The sequence below is a fragment of the Streptomyces sp. NBC_00162 genome, assembly GCF_024611995.1.
GTDB lineage: Bacteria > Actinomycetota > Actinomycetes > Streptomycetales > Streptomycetaceae > Streptomyces.
Genome location: NZ_CP102510.1, coordinates 329,257 through 350,451 on the forward strand (window position 1 = coordinate 329,257; position 21,195 = coordinate 350,451).

A 21,195-nucleotide genomic window follows, 5' to 3' on the forward strand; every position below is an offset into this window, starting at 1 on the left:
CCGACCCCGGGAGATTCCTTGTGGAGTTCTGGCAGTATTGCCCGTCCGAAGTGACGGCCCCTCAGCTGGACCTTGACCCCTACCGCTTCCCCGGCGCAGACACCGGCGAGCCTTCCTGCGGCGAACAGCATCCGCAGGCACTCAGGCCGAAATCCGACCCCCGCCTCGCCTGGTCGCTGAAGCCCGTGGACGAGCGACGGTTGGACCTGCACGTGGCACTGACTACCGTCGGCATCCCACCGCTCCCCGGTGACCTGGAAGCCATCCACACCCTGTCCTCACTCGACGACACGACCAACGCAGCCCTCGTACGGTGGATCACCACCAACCGCTGAACCCCGGCACTGCCCGCATTGAACGGCTGCATGGAAGGATGAGTGCATGTGGTTGCGACTGCCGTTCGGGGACGAATTACGGACCGAGCTGGGATCTCCCAGGCGCTCTCGCAGACTGGGCAGCAGCCCTCGCTCGCGCGTGTGGCGCGTCGAGTTGCCAGAGGCAACGGCGGTGGTGAAGCAGATCGTCGGCGGTCTTGATGCCGACGAGCGATACGCCCGTGAGGTGGCCGCCCTGAGGCTCGCCGCCCGAGCTGAAATACCCGTGGTGCCCGCGTTGCTGGCCACCGATCCCAGCGAGCGGGTCTTGGTGCTGGAGCATCTGGATCACCGACGCCCGGCCAGCGACTGGATCGTCGACTATGCAGCCGCGCTGGCACGGCTGCATGCCACCGCCCGCCCGGAGGACGTCGGGGTACTTCCCCGGTGGCAGGGCCCGAACGAGGCCGATATCGAGTCTTTCCTGCAGCTGGCCGGGGCTCTGGAGGTTCCTGTCACTTCTGCCGTGTCCGGCGAACTCGATGACCTCGTGAACCGGCTCGACCAGGCATCTGGGCATGCCCTTCTCCACGGGGATCCCTGTCCCGGTAATGATCTCCACACCGCCACGGGGATCCGATTCATCGACTTTGAGCAAGCGTCACTGGGCAGCGGCTTGATGGAGCTCGCCTACCTGCGCATCGGCTTTCCGACCTGCTGGTGTGTCACTTCAGCGTCGGAGCCGCTGCTGGAACGGGCGGAGAGCGCATACCGCAACGAATGGCGCACCCTGACCGGCTCCGATGCCCAAGACGGGCTCGCTGACGCGTGTGCCGGCTGGCTGCTCCGCGGCGACGCGCTGGTTGAGCGGGCACGCCGCGAGAGCACTGATCACCTGGCCCGGATTCCGCACCGGGACTGGACGTGGGGCACCGCGACCGCCCGACAACGGCTCGTCCACCGGCTCGGGGTCGTTGGCCAGATGACGGCCGACCACACCTCCCTTAGCGGCATGAGCAGCCTCAGCACCGCTATGCGCCAACGTATGCTCGCTCGCTGGCCCACGCTTCTGCCCGTCCCAGCAAAGCGACCATAGAGGTCGGCTGAAACCCCCCAGAATCACAACCCACAACTGCGCGCCGCACTGGAAAGGCGGGAGCTGGGCTACGTCCTCGCGGTCTTCCGTTCCACAGCGAGGGGAGAGCCCAGGAGGAGGTTGACGAATGGGGGCCGGGCTCAGTAGTGATGCGAATCCGTCGCTCCGACGTGGATCCGAGTAGAGATATTCAGGTTCACGATACGGACATCGACTTCGGGTTCTTCGAGGAGGAGCATCTACTCGAAGGGGTAATTTAAGCGGCGGAGATCAGGATAGGGAATGGGTCATGGTTCAATCCGCGATCACGATAGGAGCGCACGTGGAGCGAGATGAGCTGAGGCAAGCGTTCGCTGTCGAATCAACTGTCAACTCGCAGGCTAAGAGTGCCCTTACCGCTGGGGCGCCGTTCGAAATCTTGCCAGGGAGAATGCCTGCCGCGAGACTGCATCACACCTACGCCCGGCGGTTGCGGAGACTGCAGAAACTCGAGCGCCCATCATTGGGTTTCGAGGAGGCGGTGGCTAGCCTCGAGAAAATCGGCAGGAACTGCTGGTCGGGTTTATCGATGACCGAAAGAGGGGAGAATATCGCTTTATAGTATTCCTCAGTGCCGATCTTACGCGGGTGATCGCATGCATCGGCTTGATAGTTCCCTCGCGAGAGGTGCCGCCCTACGGGACTCCTGATGGAAAAGATTCTCATTGAGGGCTTCGAAGTCAGCCAGTCTGGAATAGAACAACGTCGCCGGGGTGTGCGTGGATGCACTCCCCGGCGACGGCCGTTGTGGCCAGTGGGGGTTTCGACGGCACCGGTGACGGCCCTGTTCTCCCGAAGCTACGGCGAAGTCGATGTAGGCCTGTTCGAGAGCTTCGGGGTACGCCTCGCGCTTGGCCTGCTCGGCGAGCGCCCGGTAGATGCTCGCGACGGAGGGGCTGTGTCCCTTGCGCTTGTGTGCGACATCCCGCGAGTTCTTCCGAGCCCCGCCGAGTGACCGCGGCCGTGGCCAGGGGCTTCGTCCTCTTTCGGCTGCCCTGCCCGGCTGTGACATTGCTTCGGAATTCCTGAAGCGTCCTCAGCTCGTGTGATCGATCTGCAGTCTGGATGAAGGCAAGGAGGTACGGGTCGTCGGCACTGGCGGTGAACTGGCGACCTGGTGACATCGGGGTTCTGTCGTCAGCTTTCGGGCAGCTGAGGCGGCGCGGATTTCAGTCCGTCCAGGGTGAGGTCGAGGAGGCGTTCGGCCTGCTCTCGCTGCTCGGGCTTAGCCGAGGTGAGGGCGATTCCGGCGAGGGCGGCGAACATGTCGGCCGGACGGATGTCGGAGCGGATCGTTCCGGCAGCGGCACCGGCCTCCATCAGGGAGTTGAGGGCGCCCTGAATCATCTCGTGACTGTCGGCGTAGGGGTTGCTGCCCGAGGCGACGACGGCGCGCAGGGCGTCGGCCATGCCGAATTTGGCGGTGGCGTAGTCGATGAAGCGGCGGGTCCACACCCGCAGGGCCTCGGCAGGCGGCATCGTCGCCAGGAGGCCGGAGGCGGCCTCGCACAGCCGGGCCACTTCGTTGCGGTACGCCGCCTCGATCAGAGCCTCTCGGGTCGGGAAGTTGCGGTAGAGCGTGCCCGTTCCCACGCCCGCTTCCCTGGCGATGCGCTCGAAGTGTGCGTCGAGCCCCTCCTCGCTGAACACGCGCACCGCGGCGGCCAGGATCTTGTCCCGGTTTCGCTGTGCGTCGGCCCTCAGCGGGCGTCCTGCCTCTCGGGTCATCGGCGGCTCGTTCCCTTCTCCGTTGCTAAGTGGAGGCTCCGCCATTTAGTCTGGGCGAAGTGGCGGAGCCTCCGCTTTCACTCTAGGGCATGGTCCGGCCTGCCCGGACCCTCTCTGCTCCGCACTCCGCACTCTGGAAGGACAGTTGAATATGCCGGGAATCGAAGGCAAGGTCGTGGCAATCACCGGCGCCAGCAGCGGCATCGGGGAGGCGACCGCGCTTCTGCTGGCCGAGCGCGGCGCGAAGGTCGTCCTCGGGGCACGCCGTCCGAAGCGTCTTGCGGCCTTGGCCGCCCGCATAGAACGAGCCGGTGGCGAGGCCGCCTGGATCCGCACGGACGTGACGCGGCGCGAGGACCTCTCCGGCCTCGTGCAGCTGGCATGCGACCGGTACGGCAAACTCGACGTCCTCGTCAGCAACGCCGGGATCGGTCTGATCTCCCCCCTCGACGACCTGCGCGTCGAGGACTGGGAGAAGATGATCGACGTCAACCTCAAGGGGGTCCTGTACGGGATCGCCGCAGCCCTTCCCCTCTTCCGGGAGCAGGGACTCGGACACTTCGTCAACACCGTGTCCACCGCCGGACTGCGCATCGTGCCACTCCAGTCGGTGTACGCCGCCACCAAGAACGCCGTGCGCACCGTCTCCGAAGGCCTGCGCCAAGAGGCCGGCGACAGCCTGCGCGTGACCGTCGTCTCGCCCGGCGCCGTCCGTACGGACTTCGCGGAGCACATGGATCCGGCTGCGAAGGCCCAGATCGACAAGCTGATGGAGATCGCCCTCCCGCCGGCCGCGGTGGCCCGCGCCATCGCCTTCGCCATCGAGCAGCCGGACGGTGTCGACGTCGGCGACATCGTCGTTCGCCCCACTGCCCAGGGATAGGTCCGCCCAGCCCACCCCCGCGCGCCTGCCAAACCCACGGATATCCCCAGCCGATGCACACGGACCGACCCGCGAGTTCCGGCCGCACAAGGCTCAGTTCCGTTGAACCCACGGGCATCCCCGGGCTTGGTACTGGTGGGCTCTCGTATTCAACTGTCGCCAGTTCTCCGTGGAACCCAGCCTGCCGGTGACCGTGTGTGATCTCCAGGGGCGTATCGGCTCCAGGTTCCGCCGGTCTCGTTGAGCAGGCGGGTGGTGGTCTTGTTGTGGTAGCCGAGAGCGTCCGCGACGACGGGAGCGGGCATCTCAAGGAGTTGTTGTCGGATGGCGGCGCCGCGGGCGGCGGCCACAGGGACGCCGATCTCGTTGAGGAGTGCGGACAGGTGGTCGGGACGGAAGGGCTGCCCCGCCCGGCGTCCGGGGAACAGCCGGCCGACCGCCTGCTCCGCGAACTCCACGACCGCGGCGTCGGGGCGGACGGGTCAGGAGACGCGCTTGAGCGTCCAGGCGTTGTTGTTGAAGCTGGGGACCGAGGAGGAGACACAGCTGCCGCTGTAGTACGAGGCGGTCTGAACCCAGCCGAAGGGCTGGTAGGTGGAATTGCAGGCCTGGACCACGGTGCCGACGGGCAGCCCGGTGAGCTGCTTTATCTGCTTGATGTTCGGGCTGAAGCTCTGCGTGCCGCAGCTGCTGCTGTACCCCCAGCTGACGTCGACGAAGCCGCTCGGGGTGAGGACGCTCGAACAGGAGGTGGTCACGTCGCCGGGGGCGGCGTGCGCGGGCGCGGCGGTCAGGGCGAACAGCGCCGCGGTGCCGGTGAGGGCCATGCACAGGGTGCGAAAGCGAGTCATGGGTGATGGCTCCTTGAGATCGTGGACGGCCGGTGGGCCGCGAAGCCAGTACTACGGGTCGCCGACCGGTTTCAGATAGACGTTTTCAGGCCCAATGATCAACATGTAATCCGCCGGGGACGGGTGGCGGCGGATCACCCGTGTGCCCGGCATGGGTTGTGGGCGTTCGGCCCGGTTCGTGATCTCCTGGTGCGTATCGGCTCCATGTCCCGCCGGTCTCGTTGCGGAGCCGGCTGGTGGTCTTGTCGTGGTAGCCGAGAGCGTCCGCGACGACGGGTGCAGGAAGTTCGAGGAGTTGCTGCCGGATCGCGGCGCCGCGGGCTGCCGCGGTCGGGACCCCGACTTCGTTCAAGAGCGCGGACAGGTGGTCGGGGCGGGTCGGCTGCCCCGCCCGGCGGCCCGGGAAAAGCCAGCGGGACGCGGGGTTGGTAGCGGTGTTCATGTTGTCGCGGTTCGCGATGTGCTCCAGCAGCAGGGCGGCGACCGGATCAGGGACGGGCGAGGCCGGCTCACCGAGCCGCAGCAGCACGGTGTCGCCGTCGCGGATGACGTCGTCAACGCCGAGCCGGACGATGCGGCTCGCGGGCTGCGCGTAGAGGAGCACGATGACTCCGGCGACACGGAGTCGCATCGGTATCTCGGTATCGGTCAGCAGCCGGCCAAGGGTATCGAGGCGCTCGTCTTCGCTCAGTGCGGCCCGGCGGGAGACCTTCATCTTGGGGATGGACAGGGAGCGTCGGCAGCGTCGGCTCTGCATGGCCCAGTTGAGGAAGGCTCTCAGGCAGGTGCGGGCGTGTTCGGTGTTCTCGGCGAACCAGGCGTCGACGTCGATCTGGCCGCATGACGCGAGGGTGCTGTTTCGCTCGCCGAGCCATTGCAGGAACGCGGTCGCGTGCTTGACCTGTTCGGCGGCGAACCGGCGGATGCTGGGTGTGATGTGGCTCCTCTCGGCGCGGGTCCGCAGCCGGGGAAGGATGTGCCAGGTCGCGAAGAGCCGGATCGTCTTGGCGTGCTCGGGGTCGGCGATGCCGGTCAGGTGGCCGGGAAGCCAGCGCTGGAAGGAGCAGAGGTACTTGTCGACCGAGGGCAGGGCTCCGCACGTCATCAGGAGTTCTTCCAGGTGAGCGGCGGCCCGCCAGGGCTGGAGCTCGTGGAAGGCGTCGTGGGTCAGTGGGATCTCGCCGAGGCCGAGCCGCCGCAGTAGCTGCGAGGCGCTGCCCGGCTGGTCGCGGCGCATCTCCAGCCAGGCCAGGCCGCTTCTGGGCTTGTCCATTGCCACCAGCAGGTCGAACAGCGGGACCAGTGTGGGTCGGATGCGGCTGTCTCCGTCGTCCAGGAGTGCGGTGAGGCGGTCGGTGAGGGTGCAGCGTTCACACAGCCGTCCGCCCAGGAGCTTGCCCTCGAAGCCGCAGCGTGAGCAGTCGAAGGTCTGCGAGAAGCCGGCGCAGGTGGTGCAGATCGCGGCCCCGTCACCGGGGCGGAGTCCGGGGAGGGCACGGTCCTGGCCGCATCCCGGGCAGGTGCCCCGTGTCCGGACGGCGCGGTCGGAACAGGTCCGGCAGACGTATCCGTCCGGCCACGTGCCAGCCTTGTGTCTGCGGCGGCCGCAGCGGCAGCACTCGGCCATGTACCAGCGTTCGTACTGTTCGTCGGTGGCGTAGGGGCGGGTCATGCTTCGGGCAGGATCCGGGCGGCGCGGGGCCGCAGCTTCGCCACGTTCGCGAGCGGGGTGGGCAGGTCGCCGGTGGCGGTCTTGCGGACGCCGGCGTTCTCTGCGGTGGTGGCCACCAGGTCGGCCGGGGTACAGGACAGGATGTCGCAAAGCGCGGCCATGACCTGCAACGACAGGCGTTCCGGAGTGCCGGAGACCAAGCGGTGGACCTGGGAGGCGGACAGGTCGATGCCGCGTTCGTGCAGCAGCGGCACCAGTTCGGTGGCTGTGAAGATCCGGTGCTGGGCCATGACCTCGCGCAGCCGCCAGGTGTAGCCGACCTTGCGTTTCATGCCTGCCTCCCGGGCTGGGTCTGGAGGGCGGCAGCGATGGTGGAGTCCAGATGCCGCCGCAGGGTGCGGGTGCGGAAGTCCGAGGACACGCAGGTGTAGAGCGAGGTGGTGCTGGCGTGCTCGTGGCCGACCTGCTCCTGGACGAAGCGCGGGTCCCAGCCGTCCTCGATCAAGTGGGTGACGTAGGACCTGCGGAAGGAGTGGAAGTCGAGTCCGTCGTCCAGGCCGAGGGCCTTGCGGTAGGCGATGAAGCGGGAGTTGAGCCGCTGGCAGCCGATCCGCAGGCCCCGTTCGGAGGGCCAGGCCGCCGGGTTGTTGTCGGTGCCGAACAGCGGGCGGACCTCGGTGAACCACTCGTCCAGGATGTCCGGGGTCCAGTCGAAGACGGTCAGCACGCCGCGGCGCTTGGGCGGGGAGCCCTTCTTGGCCTTGCCGAACCGGACCTGGCAGCGACCGTACTGGCCGAACTCGCCGCCGTGCGGGTTGCGACCGAAGTCGGCGGCGTCGAGCATCCGCGTCTCGTTGCGCCGTGTCCCGTAGGCGTAGGCGGTCTTGAACAGCGTGGCGTCGCGGAAGGCGGGCAGCCAGCCCTTGCGGCCGAAGGCCCGGATACGGGCGACCTCGTCGTCGCAGTGCGCGAAGAAGGCGTGCAGCTCGGCCTTGGTGAACGCGCGCTTCTTCGCGTCTGCCTCGTTGTCCTGGACGTGCACCGCGGTGTTCCACTCGTGCACCACCTGGACCGGGTGCGTGCCGAACCGTTCCTCGCAGGTCGCTGTCCACTCGTAGAGCGGATCGGTGATGAAGTGGCAGAAGGCCCGCACGGCCTCGGAGTACGAGCGGATCGTGGAGCGCTTCAGGTCCCGCAGTGAGCGCAGGTCGCCGAGCCATTCATCGATCATCGCCGGCGTCCAGAGCCAGGGGTAGGCGATCACGTAGGCCGCGAACGCCTTGACCGTGTTCTCCCGGCCCTCGACGGTCGTCCGGGCCAGATTCCGTGCGAGCTGTTGGTTGGCGAAGCCGGTCAGCATCGCCGCGAAGACCTGTTCGCGAAGTCCTCGCGCGGCAGTTCCACGGTGGCCCGGAACGCAGCCGCCTGCGGGCCACCCCACGGGCCGGGACCGGTGCCGAGGTAGGCCAGGTCCAGGTCAACGACCCGGGCCTTGTTTGTTTCCTGACCGCCGACGCCGGCGCGGAGGCCGACGGCCCGGCGCGCACGCCACGGGTGGGTGGCGTGGCTGCCGGGCCGTCGGTCACTCACGCGGTCTCACTTCCCGTGCAAAGCCTTGCGGCGACGTCCGCGAAGCACCAGGACGCTGCCGGCAGCGATGACCAGCAGGCCACCGATGGCGCTGTACGTGACAGCGTTGCCCGCCCCGGTGGAAGCCAGGCCGCCGGACGTGCTGCTCGGGGTCGGCTGGCCCACGGGTGCGCCGATCCCCGCCTGCGCACGGGTGCCGGTCGTGCCGGAGACAACCGGCGTGGGGACGGTCGGCGTCGGGACGGGCGTCGGCTTGTCAGCGCTAGCAGTCCCCGCCGCGGGCTTCAGCTGAAGAGTCGTGATCGAGTACGGCGGCAGCGTCTGTGCGACCGCCGTGCCCCGCTCCGCCGTCGTCAGGGCGGTGCCTTCCTTGGCATACGAAACGGTCGTGACCGCCCCGGCGGCCGGGGTGAATCCGGCGTACGAGAGCGACACCTCCGCCGCGTTCTCCGGGCTCTTGTTGGTCAGCATGACGTTCAGACCGCCGTTGCTGCTCCGCACCGCGTGCACAGTGACCGACGAGTTGCCCGAGGATGACTTGACTATGGTGTCACCAGGCTGCGCCAGTGCGGTCAGGGAGCGGATGCCCCAGTAGGTGGGGAAGGTTGTGTCGCGCGGCGGTTGGCACTTCCCCCCGGCGCAGGTTCCAGCGGAGAGAATGCCCCCGTCCTGGTAGTCGGTCTGGCCGTGGACGGTGGTGGGCGCTTGGTCCGTGCCGTTGTGCAGGTTCCACCAGTCCACGTGGGTGGCGCCCTGCTCGAACCAGGTCATGTAGGTGTCCGGCGCGAACAGGGCTGCGGCCTGGCTGGTCAAGGCGGGCGAGCCGACGGCGTCGGTCTCGGTGACCGCGATCTCCACCGAAGCGGCGCGCGAGCCCGTGTACTTGGCGATCAGCGAGCGCAGCTCGGACGTGGTAGCGGCGATCCGGGAGGGGGTGTTCAGCAGGTCGGCCGTGGTGGTGCCGCCCGGATACCAGTGGACGATGACGAAGTCGATCGAGCTTCCCGCGATGGAGAGCACCGTGTTGTTCCAGTCGGCGGTGTCACCGGGAGCCTTCTCCTTGTCCGGCCAGCCGCCGGGGGTGGTGAGCACCGCTCCGATCTTCACCGTCGGGTCCACGGCCTTCATCGCCTTCGAGTAGGCGACCAGGTTCTTCCCGTACTCCCTCGGGCTCTTGTCGGCGTGATCGTCCCTTTCCCAGCCCTTGCCGTTGCCGTAGTGCCCGTTGCCGTAGACCTCGTTGCCGATCTCCCAGTACTTAACGCCGTAACCCTTGTCGACGTTGGAGTACTTGACCCAGTCGGCGGCCTCCTGGGCGGTGCCGGAACCGTAGTTCGCGGTCAGGATCGGCTGGGCGCCGACCTTCTTCGCGATGTCCATGAAGCGGTCGAAGTTGGTGTTGGAGGGGATCCAGCCCTTGCCGTCGCCGGAGGTGTGGGTCTTCCAGTGGTATTCGTCCGCGCCGGAACCGCCGGGATAGCGCAGCTGCCGAACTCCCGCGGCCTTCATCAGCGAGGTCACATTGGCGTCCCCCATGTGCTCGTCGCCGAAGCCCAGATTGAGGCCGACACCACTGCTGGGCACCGTGCCCAAGGAGGTACCGGCATTCACACTGATGTCGACGGTCGGCGCGGCGCCCGCGCTGGGCGCCAGGGCGCCGACACCGGCCGAGGCGGCGAGCACCGCCACCGCCCCCACGACAGAATGCCGGAGCATCCGGCTACGGCGGGGCGTGCGACCCCAAGGCATCGGCTGCTCGGCGGATCTCGGGTCGTCTGGTGACACGTGGGGCTCCGATCGGGTGTTGACACAGAGGGCGTAGCGCCGCTGACCACGGCTCGCCCTCGTCGGTACACCCCTAAGTGGCCACTCAGAGCGGAAAGGTTGCCGTCTCAATCGTTTTTTTGCCCCGAGACGCGGTCGCACCGTCTCACCGGACCCGGTGAGACGGTGACCCCGTGACCCGGTGACACGCCCAGGCTCCCTTTCGACCTCGACGGCGCGAACCATCACAGGCTTCCGGCCGCACACCGCCCCGCGGTGGCCGAGCGGCTGAAGCCGCACAGGAAGCACAGGAAGAGACAGACGGCGGCCGCCGCCACCGCGACGGCCCTGTTCTCGTATATGGCTTTGTTCACGAGAACGGGTTCTGGCTCAACTTCTGTGGAGCTGCGCCGTGCGCGCTCGTGCCCGCGTCGGGCCAATACACCGACCTGCTGGTTCTCGTCGTTCCGCGTCCCGACGTACTGAGGGTCGAGCCGTCACCACAGAAGTCGAGCCAGACCCCGTTCTCCAGACGCGTCAGACTCCCCCGGTGATGGCGCTGAGAACGTCGATTGTGCGCCTTACGTTTCGTCCGAATGCGATGAGGAAGGCAGCGGCCAGTACGAGGGTGTAGACGTACGGTTCGGCACTTTCTGGGAGAACACCTGTGAGTGCCAGCGCGGTCACGCCACCAGCGCCAACGACGTAGGCGGTGAGAAGCCGCAGCACGTCCCAGTTGCGCTGGGGCTCGATGTCGTTGAGTTGATCCTCGTCCAGGAGCTCGCCGATACGGGTCTGGCAGTATCGGTCAGAGATGGTGAGAAGAGCTTCAGCGATGTCGCGCAGTGCTTCGTTCGGGGCATGGTCAAGTTTGGATTCCAGCACGCGTAACGCCCCGGCTACATGACGTTCGTGGCGCTTCAGGGTCTTTGTGCGGTGGGACCAGCGGGCCACGGTCCCGCGGCTGTGGTGCGCGTCCAGCACACCGCGCTGTACGATCTTCAGCTCCTTGGCGAGCTTTCTGAGTCGGGCCGGCCTCTGCTCCCCGCTGCGCCGGGCCTGCGCGCAGGCGTGAATCGCCGCAGCGCACTGCGTGACGAGGGCGTATCGGCGCGCTACCAAGAGCCTTGCGGCCCGGGAAGTGGCGCGCCTGGGCAAGAGCCGCGGGTTGACGTACATCTCCAGCGCTCCGAGAAGCAGGAGACCGATCGCCACTGCCAGACTCAGAATCGACACAGTCTGCTGCCAAGGATTTGATGCTGTGAGGTCAAAAGACCACGCAGATTCCCCCTGCCGCGGGATCCAGCCGAGTCTCCACTGCAGCAGGGCCATGCCTACCGACAAGCTGCACAGAAGAGGCAAAAGAAACAGCAGTATGAGGGCGTTCCGCTTCCAGCGCTGGAGGTGGAGGCGCCGTCTAAGCGCGACCCTGACCCGGAGGGGTACCTGGCGTTCCATGCCAAGCGCGGCGCAGTCCCGTATGAGCTGACCCACCGTCTCCTCGAAAGGGCGGTCAGTATCCGACGAGGCGTCAAAGTTGGCAAGCCTTGCATGTAACGACGTGGTCTCCAGCTGTTCCGATCGGGTAGTCATGGCGAAGCATCCTGCCAGACATGCGGTGGGTGATGTATGTGGCTGCCGCTGCCGACGCGACCACACCGATACGTGGTGGAAGGACCAGATGATGGCCTGGACTTGGCGTTCCGCTGGACACACTCGGCGAGGCGCACGCACGCGCGGCGAAGCACGGGTTGTCGCTGTCTCTGGAGACCGGGTGGGGCGTGCACGACTACGGGAACACTCAGGCCTGATCCTTCCGGATGCGTGCCCCGGGCGTCCAGCCGTGAAGAGGGTCAGCCGCCGTCGACGTAGGAGCGTGCCGCGACCATCACGTCTTTGTAGCGTCCTTCTGCGATGACGGTGAGGGGTGCTTCGTCCTCGAGCTGCGGGTTCATGCCGATCATCCAGGCGCGGGCGGTGTAGAGGCTTTCGGCGTCCTGGATGAGTTGGAACACTTGCAGTGCAGCCCTCAGCCTGTCTTCGGCGTCCTGGCGTGGTGCGGAGTTGCCCAAGGCCCACTTTCCGACCTGCCGGGGATCGCTGATGTTGGTGATCCGGGCGGTCAGGCGCTGGCCGAGGTTGTCCTGCAGGAAGCGGGCGATGTCCGCGATGGACATGCGCACAGTGACGGCGTGGGCTCGCTCGGCACTGGCGGTGCTCTTGGGGTCTGCAGAGGCGTTGGCGGCTGTGGTGGGCATGGGTGTCTCCCTCGTGTTCCGGCTACGCGCTGGCATTTGGGCCTTTGGTCGCGTGTCGGGCTACGGGTGCAGGATTCGTGCGCGGTCCGTTCCAGCTGCGGCACAGGTGAGGTGCGGAGTGGACGGTCGCGGGGCGTGGTGACGCTTCGAAGTGATGGTCCGGCGGGAAGCGTGACCGCTGCGGACTTTGGGGCGCGGAGCGCCTCGGTTCAGTGTCGCTGCGTACCGGTCGCGGAGGATCCGGTGCAGGGAGGACTGAGGGGGTGCAGGCGATGCAGGAGGACGGTGTCGTGCCTGCTGCTCGGCCGGCTGTTCACGGGCAGGTTCTGCTGGGGCATGAGGAGCTGCGGGGGCGGGGCGATGCTCCTGGGCCGTAAGAGGCAACCAGTTGCCATCATGAATCCTCCTCAGTAGTCGATGAGTTAAGACTACCCAGAATCCACCTCTAACTCCACCACTTTTACTCATACTTGCAGTATGTGATGCGCCGTCAAGACAGGGGAGCCGAGGGCGGTCTTGGGGTTTTGACCTGCGGCTTTCAGATCAACGAACGCAGTGGCCTGTCAGAAGGCAGGCCGGATTTTCCTTCGTTCGGGCTATGGCCTTCAGTGGCGTTTAGAGGGGGATCCGGGGAGGGCAGGAGCAGGACTGGCTCGGGCTTCGCGTCAGCGGATGGTGAGTCCGTACTCGTCCGCGACGGTGCGCAGACCTTCGGTTTCAGGCCAGATGGGCTGCTGTTCGATTTCTTCCAGGTCGACGTCGCTGAAGATGGCCCAGCACTGGCGCATCCCGAAGCGGGATCGGTAGGCGATCCCGTGGATGAGGCGTCCCTGTTCGGGGGTGCGCTGGGTGATCGCCCAGGCTGCGATCTGCCGCGTGACCCTGCGGTTCGAACCGCGGATATGTTCTCGTGTCAGCGTGGGGACTCCCAGTACTGCCAGCTCGTCCTTGAGTTCTCGGGACAGGAGGCGCAGGGCTTCTTCGTCGTCGATGTTGAGGAACCGTGCTTCCTTCGTCGGCTGCAGGCGCACCAGGGTGTGGCGGGTGCGCCAGTCCCGGGGAAGGGTGCCGGGGGGCATGAAGTCGGGCGTCCGCCAGTCGTCGGCGATCAAGGCCTGCAATTCCGGGTCAACGCGGAAGGGCTCCAGCGCCTCGGCGAAGCATCCGTCGAGTTCAGAGGAGCAGTACAGGGTGCCATAGCCCACCAGGCTCCACAGGTTGCCGCCGGTGCGATTGTTGTCTGCCTTGCTGATCTTGTTGTACTTCAGGGGGTCTTTCGCTTTTCCTAAGTGCCACACACCGTGCTCGGGTGCCGCGATCAGCTGTAACCGGGTTGCCTCGTTCACGCGCCACTCCTCACGCCGGCGGGTTTGGGCGGATGGGCCCACCGGATCTCGCTCGACATCTTTCGCGTCCGCCGGCGGCGGGGGCTTCGCGGCGGATGTCCCTTGCCGTGGGCGGGATGGATTCCGCCCTGGGGGATCTTGCCTCGTGCAGCGTGTTGCTGGGATCGGCTTGAGGTTCTGGAACGCCAGGCCGACCGGCACGGGTGCTGCCGAACGATCATTTTCTGCTGCCTGACAGGCGGGAACAGTCCACTTAATGATCCATCAGGGGGCGCACGAAGGACTTCGGGGGGCGCACACCGTGTCACAGGTTCTCCAGATCCAGACTGAAGACCGCGACTCCCGCGTCTCCGGCCATGGTCAGGACGATGCCGCCGGACTGGTCACAGTGCTGCGCGGACAGGGTGTACACGGGGCTGCACGTGGCCAGTTGCAGGACGCAGCGTGATGTCTGAGCGTCCCAGAACCTGATCGTGCCGTCCCGGGAGGCGCTGGCGACCCAGTTCCGCGGCTCATCTGCCACGGTCGTCCAGGTGGCAAGGGCTTCGACAGCGTCTGCGTGTTCCTGCAGGGGCTCACCGAGCGGTTCGTAGGTGGTCAGGTCCCACAGTCGCACGCTGCCGTCATTTCCTCCGCTGGCGAGGAACGCGGGCAGCCGGCTGGGCCGGGCATTGACGGCTATGGCCTTGATGGGGCCCTGACGGCAGGACAGGACATGCTCGGGCGCGCCGTTCTGGCCGTCCCACACTTTCACCGTCCCGTCGAAACTGCTGGAGGCGAACCAGGTGCTGCTGCCACCGGATGCTGCGGCCACGCTGGTGATTCGGAACTGGTGGCGCCAATGGTGCACCCTCAGCCCGTCGTTCAGGTCCCAGAGGCACACCCTGGAATCGTCGCCGCCGCTGATGACGATGCGATTCCCGGTATGGGTCATGGCAGCGGCGAGGGAGCGGACGGGTCGGGAGTGCCCCGCAAGGGGGACCGCTGTGCGGGCGTGGCCGGTACTCAGCGGGTCCCAGGTGAGGATGCTGTGGTCGGATGCCGCCCACAGCAGCAGGGGCTGGCCGCCTGCGCCGGATGACGTCCAGACCAGGGCGGGTACCGCGGGTTCCTGGGCAGCGGACAGAGTGCTGAGGGTCGTTCCACTGCCTGTGTCCCACAGCTGTACCTTCGCGTTCGTGCGGCTGACGGCGACAGCAGGAAAGGCGTGCGAACGCGCGGTGAGTGCTGCGGATACCACGGCAGGGGCGGTCTCGGCGGCGGAGAGGGCGCGCCGGAAGGCCTCGGTGTCCCACACGCGTACGGTGTTGTCCCGTGCCGTGGAGGCGAGGATGCCTGCCCCTGGGGCGGGCGGCAGGGTACACAGAGCGGTCACGGCATCGGTGTGGCCGGTGAGCCGGCCCCTCCACTGCTGGGCGTCGATGTCCCAGATGTCGATCGTGGACCCGGTGCCTGCTGCTGCCAGCAGGTTCGCGCCGTCGACGTGCACAGCCGCAAGAGCGATGACAGGTTCACCTGTTCCGGCCAGAGCGGCCTTCGGCCCTGCGCTCACGTCCACCAGCATGATGGAGCCGTCGCTGTGCCCGCAGGCGATCAGACCGGGCACCGTCGTGTTCGTCAGCGACCTGACCGGGGATCCGATGGGGTATTCGTGCAGTAACTCATGGCTGGCGATGTCCCATACATGAAGCGTTCCGCCTGCCCCGACCAGCAACCTCCTACCGTCGGGATGGTCAGTGAGGGTGAGAGCGAACGCGGCGGGCTCAAGGGAGTGAGCGCTCATTTCGGCGAACTGCTGGGCCCCCGCCTGGTCCCGCCACAGCGTGACAGCCCCCTCGCCATTGACGGCGATGGACGTCAGTACGTGTGCCTCGTCGCGAAAGCCTGCGATGTCGGACGTCCAGACGTGCCCTTGCCCTTTCCTGTGATTGACCAGAACCCCCCGGTTCGTGTCCCACATCCGCACTGTGCCGTCTGTGCTGCCCGAGAGCAGTGCGCCGCCGCCCGCAGGGTGCGGCACGAAGCGGAGGCTGCGCACGGCTCCCTCATGGGCGGGAATCCGGTCTCCGACAGCGGTGCCGCTGCCCGCGTCGACGAGCTCGATGCTGCCTGACTCGTTGCCCAAAGCCAGCAGCACACCGCCGCCGGGCCCATCGAGCGCGGTCAGGGACAGGCAGGTACGGCTCAGGGTGGCGAGCACGTTGGACGGGGGAGACCACTGCGACCAAAGGACCCTCAGCGGAGAGCCGGCGAAGGACCGGGCCTCAGGCGGCAGCTGCGCGTGCGGGGTGCCGGGATGACGTTGAGCGGTGTAGGCGAGGTGGAGGCTGGCACAGCGGGAGGCAGCATCGGCGGTCTTCACATAGGGCTCGACCGATGCCCAGGCGGTCAGCCACGGCCGCTCGTCATCGCCGGCGTGGGGGAGGGTGAGAAGGCCGCGGATTCCGTCTCCAGCGAGCCAGGGCAGCACAGCAGGCGGCACATGCCCGTCATCCAAGGTGCGGCCCAGTGCGGCATGATGCGCCAGATACCGACTCAGATAAGGGTGCGGCACACGCGCGGAGTGCGCCGCGACCAAGCGGGCCAGCTCCGCCGCGATCCGCGCATGAGCCTCCTGCTCGTCGGCGCCTGGATCTCTCGCCTGGTCGTCCGCTGCCATCCCTGAGCCCCCCGGCGTCCCCTGCGGCGACCGCGGATGCGGCCACTGGCGAAGAATGGCGGCCAGCTGCTCATGCGCTGGCCGATACACCACACGATCGTCCTCGGTGTCATGGGTGAGATACCCCGCCAGCCGGCTTTCCAGCAGCCGGCGAATCTTCTCGTCCGCGTGATCGATACGCGCCTGCAACAGGCCCTCGGCCGCCGCCGGCCAGACCTGCGCCCAAGGGATCCCCCGCCCCAGCCCGAACGCGGTGACACGCAACAGCGCCACCGCCTCCTGAACGCTCACGCCGCTGTCGGCGACGTGCTCGAGATCCTCAGCGAACAAACCCACCGTGCCGCGGTCAAGCTGTGCAAACCACTGCGGGTCACGCAACAGGGCAAGCCCGTCACTGCGCCGCAACTGCTCTGCCGCCAGGCGTGCATCGAGGAACGAACGCCTGACATGAGGTGCCACAGCCTGGGCCGCCCGGGCGACCTCCGCCGCATCCCTGGCCCAGGGCGCCGCCGCCAGCAGAGCCGCGATGTATGCGGAGATATCCGCCTCCACCCCGTCCGCGTCAGTCCGCGCTTCCCGCGCACCGGGAAACGCGGTACGCAAGTCCTCCAGCAGCCCTGGCACGCTGGGGGCCGCCGACGCCAGCTGTGTGCCGGGCCTGCTGCTGCGCACAGCGAGCAGCAGCCGAAGCCCCCGCTGTCCCGCCCGCCGTCCAGGCGGCGGCGGGCCGGCTGCCTGCTGGGCGGGTACGGATGCTCTGACGGAATCCTGCGTCCCGCGGGTGTAGGGGGCCAAGGGCTCGAGGACGTCGCGGATGCAGGCCGCCGGATCCAGGGATTCGTCGACACCGTCGATGACCACCGTGACCGTCTTCCCCCACCCGGCGGTGAAGAAATTACGCAGCCCTTCTTGCCACTGCCGCAGCGGATCGGCAGCCGGCCGTGAACGGTCCGGGGCACAGCCCAGGCGGCTGCCGATCGCCTCGATGAGACTCACCGGCCCACGATTGCGGGCGGACACCGCGACATGCACCGACCCCTCGGCGGGCACGCTGTCTGCGGGAGCCATGCGCACCGCCTGGGCATAGCGCGGGGACGCGCGGAAATCAGGATCGCTGAGTGTGACGGTGCGCGCCAGCAGGGCGGACTTTCCGCTCGCAGCGCTCCCGGTGACGATGAGTACTCCGGGGTCGTGGGAAGCGAAGCGGGCCAGCTGCCGGTTGAGGTCTTGGCGGCCGGAGAAGTACCAACCCGGGTCATCGCTGCTGGCGCGGCCGCTGGCGCGGTCAAGCCAGTACTCCAGTTCGTCGTGTGTGGCCGCGACCTCCGCCCGGGCGGGAGCGACCACCTGCGGCTTGGGCCGGTACCCGGGGTTGGGCAGAGTGAGCGCCACCGCCCCCAGCTTGGAGTGGTAGACCAGGCGCGGGCCTGGCAGCTGGAGATCGCGCTCTGCGTTGAGCCGGCCGGTGGCCTCCTCCAGGGCGCTCATGAACTCGCCGGCCGACAGATGGGAGCGCGTGATGCCTGCCGCATCCCGAAGCCAGCCGAACGCCATCTGCAAGATCGTGGCGAACTCGCGCCCCAGGACAGGCGAACGAGTTGCCGTCGTGGCCACGACGGTCATCGTGCCACTCGAGGTACGGGTCCGCGAAAGATCGCGGATGAAGGCCGTCAGCTCCACGTCGATGCCCCCGGACTCACAGGCATTGACGATGACCAGCACATGCCTGGCCTGTGAGTCGAGCGCTGCAATAACAAGTTCGTTCGTGGGCATGCCGGTTGCCTGCAGCCGGCTGTCGTCGGTGTCGGGCAGACGCAGGAAGTGCCTGCCCGAGGGGCTGACCGCGCCGTGCGAGGTGATGTACACGACCAAAGGTTCGTCTTCGGCGGCGTCCCGGATGCCGGACGTGTAGAGGAAGCGCTCAACGTCATGGCGCTCCGTAGGCGAACGCAAGACGGTCTGCACGAAACCCGCCTCAGCCTGCCACCACCCGGTCACCACCAGCAGCTGCTCCTCGATGGCCTTGGCGAACTCGGGATCTCCGTCCTCGACCGTCACCATGACCAGCGAGCCCGGCCTGACGGCCTCCGCGTCAGCCTTGGCCGCCTGCGGGCTGCCCCCGACCAGGCCGATGTGCCCGCGCTCCCCCTGCATTTTCCCTATTGTTCACAGCCATGAATCACCGCACGCCGGAACCCGAGAAAAACGCCGCGTCACTCCTCACCGCGGACATCACCCAGGACGCCGTCGTCATCGTTCCCGGCATCATGGGCAGCGAGCTCTATGACACCACCAGGCAAAAAACCATCTGGGGATTATCCGGTGTTGCCTGGCTCCTCAAGGCGTGGACACAGCCCAAAGGCCTGGAGCCCCTGCGACTGACCGAGGACGAGCTGGAAGGCAAGACCGGCCGCATCACAGCCACCCAGCTCATGCGCCACTCTTCATGGACGCCTTACCTCCAGGGTCTGGAGCCCTACACCAGCCTCATCAACACCGTCCGCGACTGCGTCGCCCACCCCGCGGCAATCATGCAATTCCCCTACGACTGGCGCCTGCCCGTCGCCACCAACGGCCGGCTCCTGGCCGATGCCGCCCGCCGACACCTGACCACCTGGCGCCAGCACGACGCCCACGATGCCGCCCGCCGCCACCGTGTCGACGAGCGGCCCGCACGCCTCGTCTTCGTCGCCCACTCCATGGGCGGCCTCGTCACCCGAGCCGCCCTCGACCCCGCTCACGACAGAGACCTCGCCCAGGACACCCGAGCCGTCCTCACCCTCGGCACTCCGTTCTACGGCGCCGTGAAGGCCACCGCCATCCTCAACACCGGGCGCGGCACCCCCGTCCCCCTCCCTCACCGGCAGCTGCAGTCCATCTCCGCCACCATGCCGGGCCTGCACGACCTCCTGCCCCAGTACACCTGCCTCATTGACGGCGACCACATCCGCCACCTCACTCCCCAAGACGTGGCCGCCATCGGCGGAAACGCCGACCTCGCCCGCGACGCAGCAGACTCCCACCGCCGACAAGCCCACCTGGCCCTGCCCGCCCACCGAGCCGTCGTGGGCACCCAGCAGAGCACCCTGCAGAGCCTGACGATCCACGCCGGGGTCGTCGAAGCCCATCACCACGGAGCTCGCCAGCACACCAACGGCGACTTCATCCGTGACCCGCGCGGGCGCCTGAAGTTCTACGACGTCAAGGGCGACGGAACCGTCTACAAGGAGTCAGCGGCCGTCGGCCCGGCCATCACGCCCCTGCCCCTCCAGCACGGAGCCGTCGCCTCCGACCACATCGCGCTGAAAGCCGTCGCGGAAATCCTGCGCGATGACGAGCACCTCGGCCCGCCCCAGGGGACCCCTGGATGCGGCCTGGACGTCCCCGACCTCGTTGAGGTCGGCAACCCCTGGACCCTCACGCTCAGCGGCGTGGACTCCCTGGGCGGCGTCCGGTGCGAAGTCACCGACCTGAGCACGGGATCCACCCAAAGGCTCCGCCTGGGTTGGGGCGACGGCGACATCGTGGCTCGAGCCACGGCCTACACACCGGGCCTGTACCGCGTGACCGTGCGCACCCTAGACGACCTCACCGTCACCCAGCTCGTCCTGGCCGCAGAAGCGGAGCCGAAACGAGAGACGGCCTGACGCTGCGGCACGGCCTTTCGCAGCCATCAAGCCCCGTGAGGCACGTCCGCAATGGGTCGGTGCACTCTCACGTGCAGCGCCCGGAAGGGCGGCCCCGGCGTGTGAATGTGCTGGGGCCGTTGTGTCAGCCTCGTCGTGCTGCAGGGAGCGGGGCATGATCCATTCAGCCGATATCCGCGAGCGGCGCGACTGCGACGTCGTCGACCCGAAAGGAGACAGGATCGGCTCACTGGAAGCGATCTACGTGCACACCGCTACCGACGAACCGGCCATGGCCACCGTCCTCACCGGCTTGCCCACCCGCCGGCGCCTGGTCTTCGTTCCTTTCGACGAGGCGATCCTGGGACCGGGCTACGTCAAGGTCGCGCACGCCAAGGCAGTCGTGAAGAAGGCCCCGGCCATCGGCACTGATGACATCGTGCCCGCCGAGCAGGAAGAGGCGATCTTCAAGCACTACGAGATGGCCTACCAGCCGGGTGCCAGCGGCGAACGGCAACTCGCTCGCCGCTGACCGCTCCGAGCCCCGTGCCGGAGGAGATGTTCTCCCTATGGCGATCTTCCTGTTCCTGCTTCTCGTGGCCGTCACCCTGGGACTGATCGGCGTGGTGGCGGACGGCATGCCCTATCTCCTGATCATCGCCATCCTGCTCGTCGTGGCCGACGTGGTCTTCATCGCCACACGTTGGTCCCGACGCTCGCATCGCAGCCACCTTCGGTAGTACCGGCAAGGGCCCAGGTCAGCGAACTGGGCCTTCTTCGTTGTCTGTCATGGTCAGCGCGCCAACTCGGCCAGGGCCCGGACGCCTTCGAGCACCTCGGCGGCGGTGGGGGCACTGGAGGGGTCGCTGAGGCACTGGAGCATCACACCCGACACGAGCGCCAACTGCACGGTGCCGAGGGTGCGGACGGAGGTGTCCGACACCTCCTCCTCGCGGACGCTGTCCAGGATGGCCGCCATGCCGCGACGGCCCTGGGCGGTGCCGCCGGCCAGCGCGGCCCGCAGCTCCGGCTGCCGCTGGGCCTGCATGAACAGCTCCACCGTGGCCAGCCAGAGGTCGGGGTGCGCGCTGAACTGCTCGATCAAGCTCTCCCAGATGCGCTCGAAGTGCGCCCGGGAGGAGCCGTCGGCGCCGGGCACCAGCGCCCGGCCGATCGCGTCGCCCCACTCGTCGAGGATCTCGAACAGCGCCTGGTTGAGCAGTGCCTCGCGCGAGCCGTAGTGGTAGCCGATGGCGGCCGTGCTCACGCCGGCGGCCGTGGCGATGTCGCGTACGGCCGTGCGGTCGTAACCCTTTTCCCGCAGGCAGGCCTTGGCGCCGATGAGCAGGGCTTCGCGGTTTCCCATGCC

Annotated in this window: 20 protein-coding genes and 1 pseudogene; 6 read left to right on the forward strand and 15 right to left on the reverse strand. The window is 67.6% G+C overall.

The window, feature by feature from the left end; translation table 11 throughout:
• Nucleotides 1-50 precede the first annotated feature (50 nt).
• Both JIW86_RS41095 and JIW86_RS41100 read left to right on the forward strand, forming a co-directional pair.
• The gene (locus tag JIW86_RS41095; protein ID WP_257559828.1) at nt 51-335 is read left to right on the forward strand and encodes a hypothetical protein; all 285 of its coding nucleotides are present in this window, start codon (nt 51-53) and stop codon (nt 333-335) included.
• A gap of 46 nt (nt 336-381) precedes the next feature.
• Nucleotides 382-1,410: an aminoglycoside phosphotransferase family protein gene (locus tag JIW86_RS41100; protein ID WP_257552306.1), complete on the forward strand. Its 1,029-nt coding sequence runs from the start codon at nt 382-384 to the stop codon at nt 1,408-1,410.
• Between the two features lie 841 nt (nt 1,411-2,251).
• On the opposite strand, the pseudogene JIW86_RS41105 reads toward JIW86_RS41100, so the two are convergent.
• Both JIW86_RS41105 and JIW86_RS41110 read right to left on the reverse strand, forming a co-directional pair.
• Nucleotides 2,252-2,362: pseudogene (locus tag JIW86_RS41105) on the reverse strand (recombinase family protein); the annotation flags it as partial.
• 224 nt (nt 2,363-2,586) lie between these two features.
• On the reverse strand, nt 2,587-3,177 hold the full coding sequence (locus JIW86_RS41110; RefSeq protein WP_257559829.1) for a TetR/AcrR family transcriptional regulator: 591 nt from the start codon (nt 3,175-3,177) through the stop codon (nt 2,587-2,589).
• A gap of 151 nt (nt 3,178-3,328) precedes the next feature.
• Here JIW86_RS41110 and JIW86_RS41115 point away from each other — a divergent pair, with 151 nt between their 5' ends.
• Nucleotides 3,329-4,060: an SDR family oxidoreductase gene (locus tag JIW86_RS41115; RefSeq protein ID WP_257559830.1), complete on the forward strand. Its 732-nt coding sequence runs from the start codon at nt 3,329-3,331 to the stop codon at nt 4,058-4,060.
• 149 nt (nt 4,061-4,209) lie between these two features.
• Here JIW86_RS41115 and JIW86_RS41120 read toward each other — a convergent pair whose 3' ends face one another.
• From JIW86_RS41120 to JIW86_RS41495, 12 genes are all read right to left on the reverse strand, one after another.
• On the reverse strand, nt 4,210-4,518 hold the full coding sequence (locus JIW86_RS41120; protein WP_257559831.1) for a hypothetical protein: 309 nt from the start codon (nt 4,516-4,518) through the stop codon (nt 4,210-4,212).
• A 24-nt stretch (nt 4,519-4,542) separates the two neighbouring features.
• The gene (locus JIW86_RS41125) at nt 4,543-4,911 is read right to left on the reverse strand and encodes a hypothetical protein (protein ID WP_257559891.1); all 369 of its coding nucleotides are present in this window, start codon (nt 4,909-4,911) and stop codon (nt 4,543-4,545) included.
• Nucleotides 4,912-4,996: 85 nt separating this feature from the next.
• Nucleotides 4,997-6,583: a hypothetical protein gene (locus JIW86_RS41130; protein ID WP_257559832.1), complete on the reverse strand. Its 1,587-nt coding sequence runs from the start codon at nt 6,581-6,583 to the stop codon at nt 4,997-4,999.
• Nucleotides 6,580-6,915, reverse strand: a complete 336-nt coding sequence (locus JIW86_RS41135) for a helix-turn-helix domain-containing protein (RefSeq protein ID WP_257559833.1) — start codon at nt 6,913-6,915, stop codon at nt 6,580-6,582. The genes JIW86_RS41130 and JIW86_RS41135 overlap by 4 nt, the downstream gene beginning before the upstream one ends.
• Entirely contained in the window at nt 6,912-7,943 is a 1,032-nt protein-coding gene (locus JIW86_RS41140; protein ID WP_257559834.1) for a tyrosine-type recombinase/integrase, read from the reverse strand. Before JIW86_RS41140 ends, JIW86_RS41135 begins: the two co-directional genes overlap by 4 nt.
• Nucleotides 7,937-8,173, reverse strand: a complete 237-nt coding sequence (locus tag JIW86_RS41145) for a hypothetical protein (protein ID WP_257559892.1) — start codon at nt 8,171-8,173, stop codon at nt 7,937-7,939. Before JIW86_RS41145 ends, JIW86_RS41140 begins: the two co-directional genes overlap by 7 nt.
• A 6-nt stretch (nt 8,174-8,179) precedes the next feature.
• Nucleotides 8,180-9,889, reverse strand: coding sequence for a cellulose-binding protein (locus tag JIW86_RS41150; RefSeq protein ID WP_257559835.1), 1,710 nt, complete (start codon nt 9,887-9,889; stop codon nt 8,180-8,182).
• A gap of 293 nt (nt 9,890-10,182) precedes the next feature.
• Entirely contained in the window at nt 10,183-10,311 is a 129-nt protein-coding gene (locus JIW86_RS41155; RefSeq protein WP_257559836.1) for a hypothetical protein, read from the reverse strand.
• Between the two features lie 163 nt (nt 10,312-10,474).
• Nucleotides 10,475-11,530, reverse strand: coding sequence for a hypothetical protein (locus JIW86_RS41160; RefSeq protein ID WP_257559837.1), 1,056 nt, complete (start codon nt 11,528-11,530; stop codon nt 10,475-10,477).
• A 260-nt stretch (nt 11,531-11,790) separates the two neighbouring features.
• A complete protein-coding gene (locus JIW86_RS41165) occupies nt 11,791-12,195 on the reverse strand; it encodes an XRE family transcriptional regulator (protein ID WP_257559838.1) in 405 nt (134 codons plus the stop codon).
• A 665-nt stretch (nt 12,196-12,860) separates the two neighbouring features.
• Nucleotides 12,861-13,541, reverse strand: a complete 681-nt coding sequence (locus tag JIW86_RS41170; protein WP_257559839.1) for an RES family NAD+ phosphorylase — start codon at nt 13,539-13,541, stop codon at nt 12,861-12,863.
• Between the two features lie 304 nt (nt 13,542-13,845).
• Nucleotides 13,846-18,354, reverse strand: coding sequence for a WD40 repeat domain-containing protein (locus JIW86_RS41495; protein WP_263862089.1), 4,509 nt, complete (start codon nt 18,352-18,354; stop codon nt 13,846-13,848).
• 20 nt (nt 18,355-18,374) lie between these two features.
• Here JIW86_RS41495 and JIW86_RS41185 point away from each other — a divergent pair, with 20 nt between their 5' ends.
• From JIW86_RS41185 to JIW86_RS41195, 3 genes are all read left to right on the forward strand, one after another.
• Nucleotides 18,375-19,847 carry a lipase family alpha/beta hydrolase gene (locus JIW86_RS41185; RefSeq protein WP_257559840.1) on the forward strand — a complete coding sequence of 491 codons (1,473 nt, stop codon included), beginning with the start codon at nt 18,375-18,377 and terminating at the stop codon, nt 19,845-19,847.
• A 154-nt stretch (nt 19,848-20,001) separates the two neighbouring features.
• Nucleotides 20,002-20,358 (forward strand): PRC-barrel domain-containing protein, encoded by a 357-nt coding sequence (locus JIW86_RS41190; protein ID WP_257559841.1) that lies wholly within the window; start codon nt 20,002-20,004, stop codon nt 20,356-20,358.
• A gap of 37 nt (nt 20,359-20,395) precedes the next feature.
• Nucleotides 20,396-20,566, forward strand: a complete 171-nt coding sequence (locus tag JIW86_RS41195) for a hypothetical protein (RefSeq protein ID WP_257559842.1) — start codon at nt 20,396-20,398, stop codon at nt 20,564-20,566.
• A gap of 53 nt (nt 20,567-20,619) precedes the next feature.
• Here JIW86_RS41195 and JIW86_RS41200 read toward each other — a convergent pair whose 3' ends face one another.
• A complete protein-coding gene (locus tag JIW86_RS41200) occupies nt 20,620-21,192 on the reverse strand; it encodes a TetR/AcrR family transcriptional regulator (protein ID WP_257559843.1) in 573 nt (190 codons plus the stop codon).
• Nucleotides 21,193-21,195: the final 3 nt, after the last annotated feature.

Bases quoted from the DNA above. Each gene is read 5' to 3' on its own strand.
- JIW86_RS41200 (WP_257559843.1), bottom strand. From the start codon at position 21,192: ATGGGAAACCGCGAAGCCCTGCTCATCGGCGCCAAGGCCTGCCTGCGG.
- JIW86_RS41160 (WP_257559837.1), bottom strand. From the start codon at position 11,530: ATGACTACCCGATCGGAACAGCTGGAGACCACGTCGTTACATGCAAGG.
- JIW86_RS41190 (WP_257559841.1), top strand. From the start codon at position 20,002: ATGATCCATTCAGCCGATATCCGCGAGCGGCGCGACTGCGACGTCGTC.
- JIW86_RS41125 (WP_257559891.1), bottom strand. From the start codon at position 4,911: ATGACTCGCTTTCGCACCCTGTGCATGGCCCTCACCGGCACCGCGGCG.
- JIW86_RS41110 (WP_257559829.1), bottom strand. From the start codon at position 3,177: ATGACCCGAGAGGCAGGACGCCCGCTGAGGGCCGACGCACAGCGAAAC.
- JIW86_RS41100 (WP_257552306.1), top strand. From the start codon at position 382: ATGTGGTTGCGACTGCCGTTCGGGGACGAATTACGGACCGAGCTGGGA.
- JIW86_RS41135 (WP_257559833.1), bottom strand. From the start codon at position 6,915: ATGAAACGCAAGGTCGGCTACACCTGGCGGCTGCGCGAGGTCATGGCC.
- JIW86_RS41165 (WP_257559838.1), bottom strand. From the start codon at position 12,195: ATGCCCACCACAGCCGCCAACGCCTCTGCAGACCCCAAGAGCACCGCC.
- JIW86_RS41130 (WP_257559832.1), bottom strand. From the start codon at position 6,583: ATGACCCGCCCCTACGCCACCGACGAACAGTACGAACGCTGGTACATG.
- JIW86_RS41115 (WP_257559830.1), top strand. From the start codon at position 3,329: ATGCCGGGAATCGAAGGCAAGGTCGTGGCAATCACCGGCGCCAGCAGC.
- JIW86_RS41195 (WP_257559842.1), top strand. From the start codon at position 20,396: ATGGCGATCTTCCTGTTCCTGCTTCTCGTGGCCGTCACCCTGGGACTG.
- JIW86_RS41140 (WP_257559834.1), bottom strand. From the start codon at position 7,943: ATGCTGACCGGCTTCGCCAACCAACAGCTCGCACGGAATCTGGCCCGG.
- JIW86_RS41185 (WP_257559840.1), top strand. From the start codon at position 18,375: ATGAATCACCGCACGCCGGAACCCGAGAAAAACGCCGCGTCACTCCTC.
- JIW86_RS41495 (WP_263862089.1), bottom strand. From the start codon at position 18,354: ATGCAGGGGGAGCGCGGGCACATCGGCCTGGTCGGGGGCAGCCCGCAG.
- JIW86_RS41150 (WP_257559835.1), bottom strand. From the start codon at position 9,889: ATGCTCCGGCATTCTGTCGTGGGGGCGGTGGCGGTGCTCGCCGCCTCG.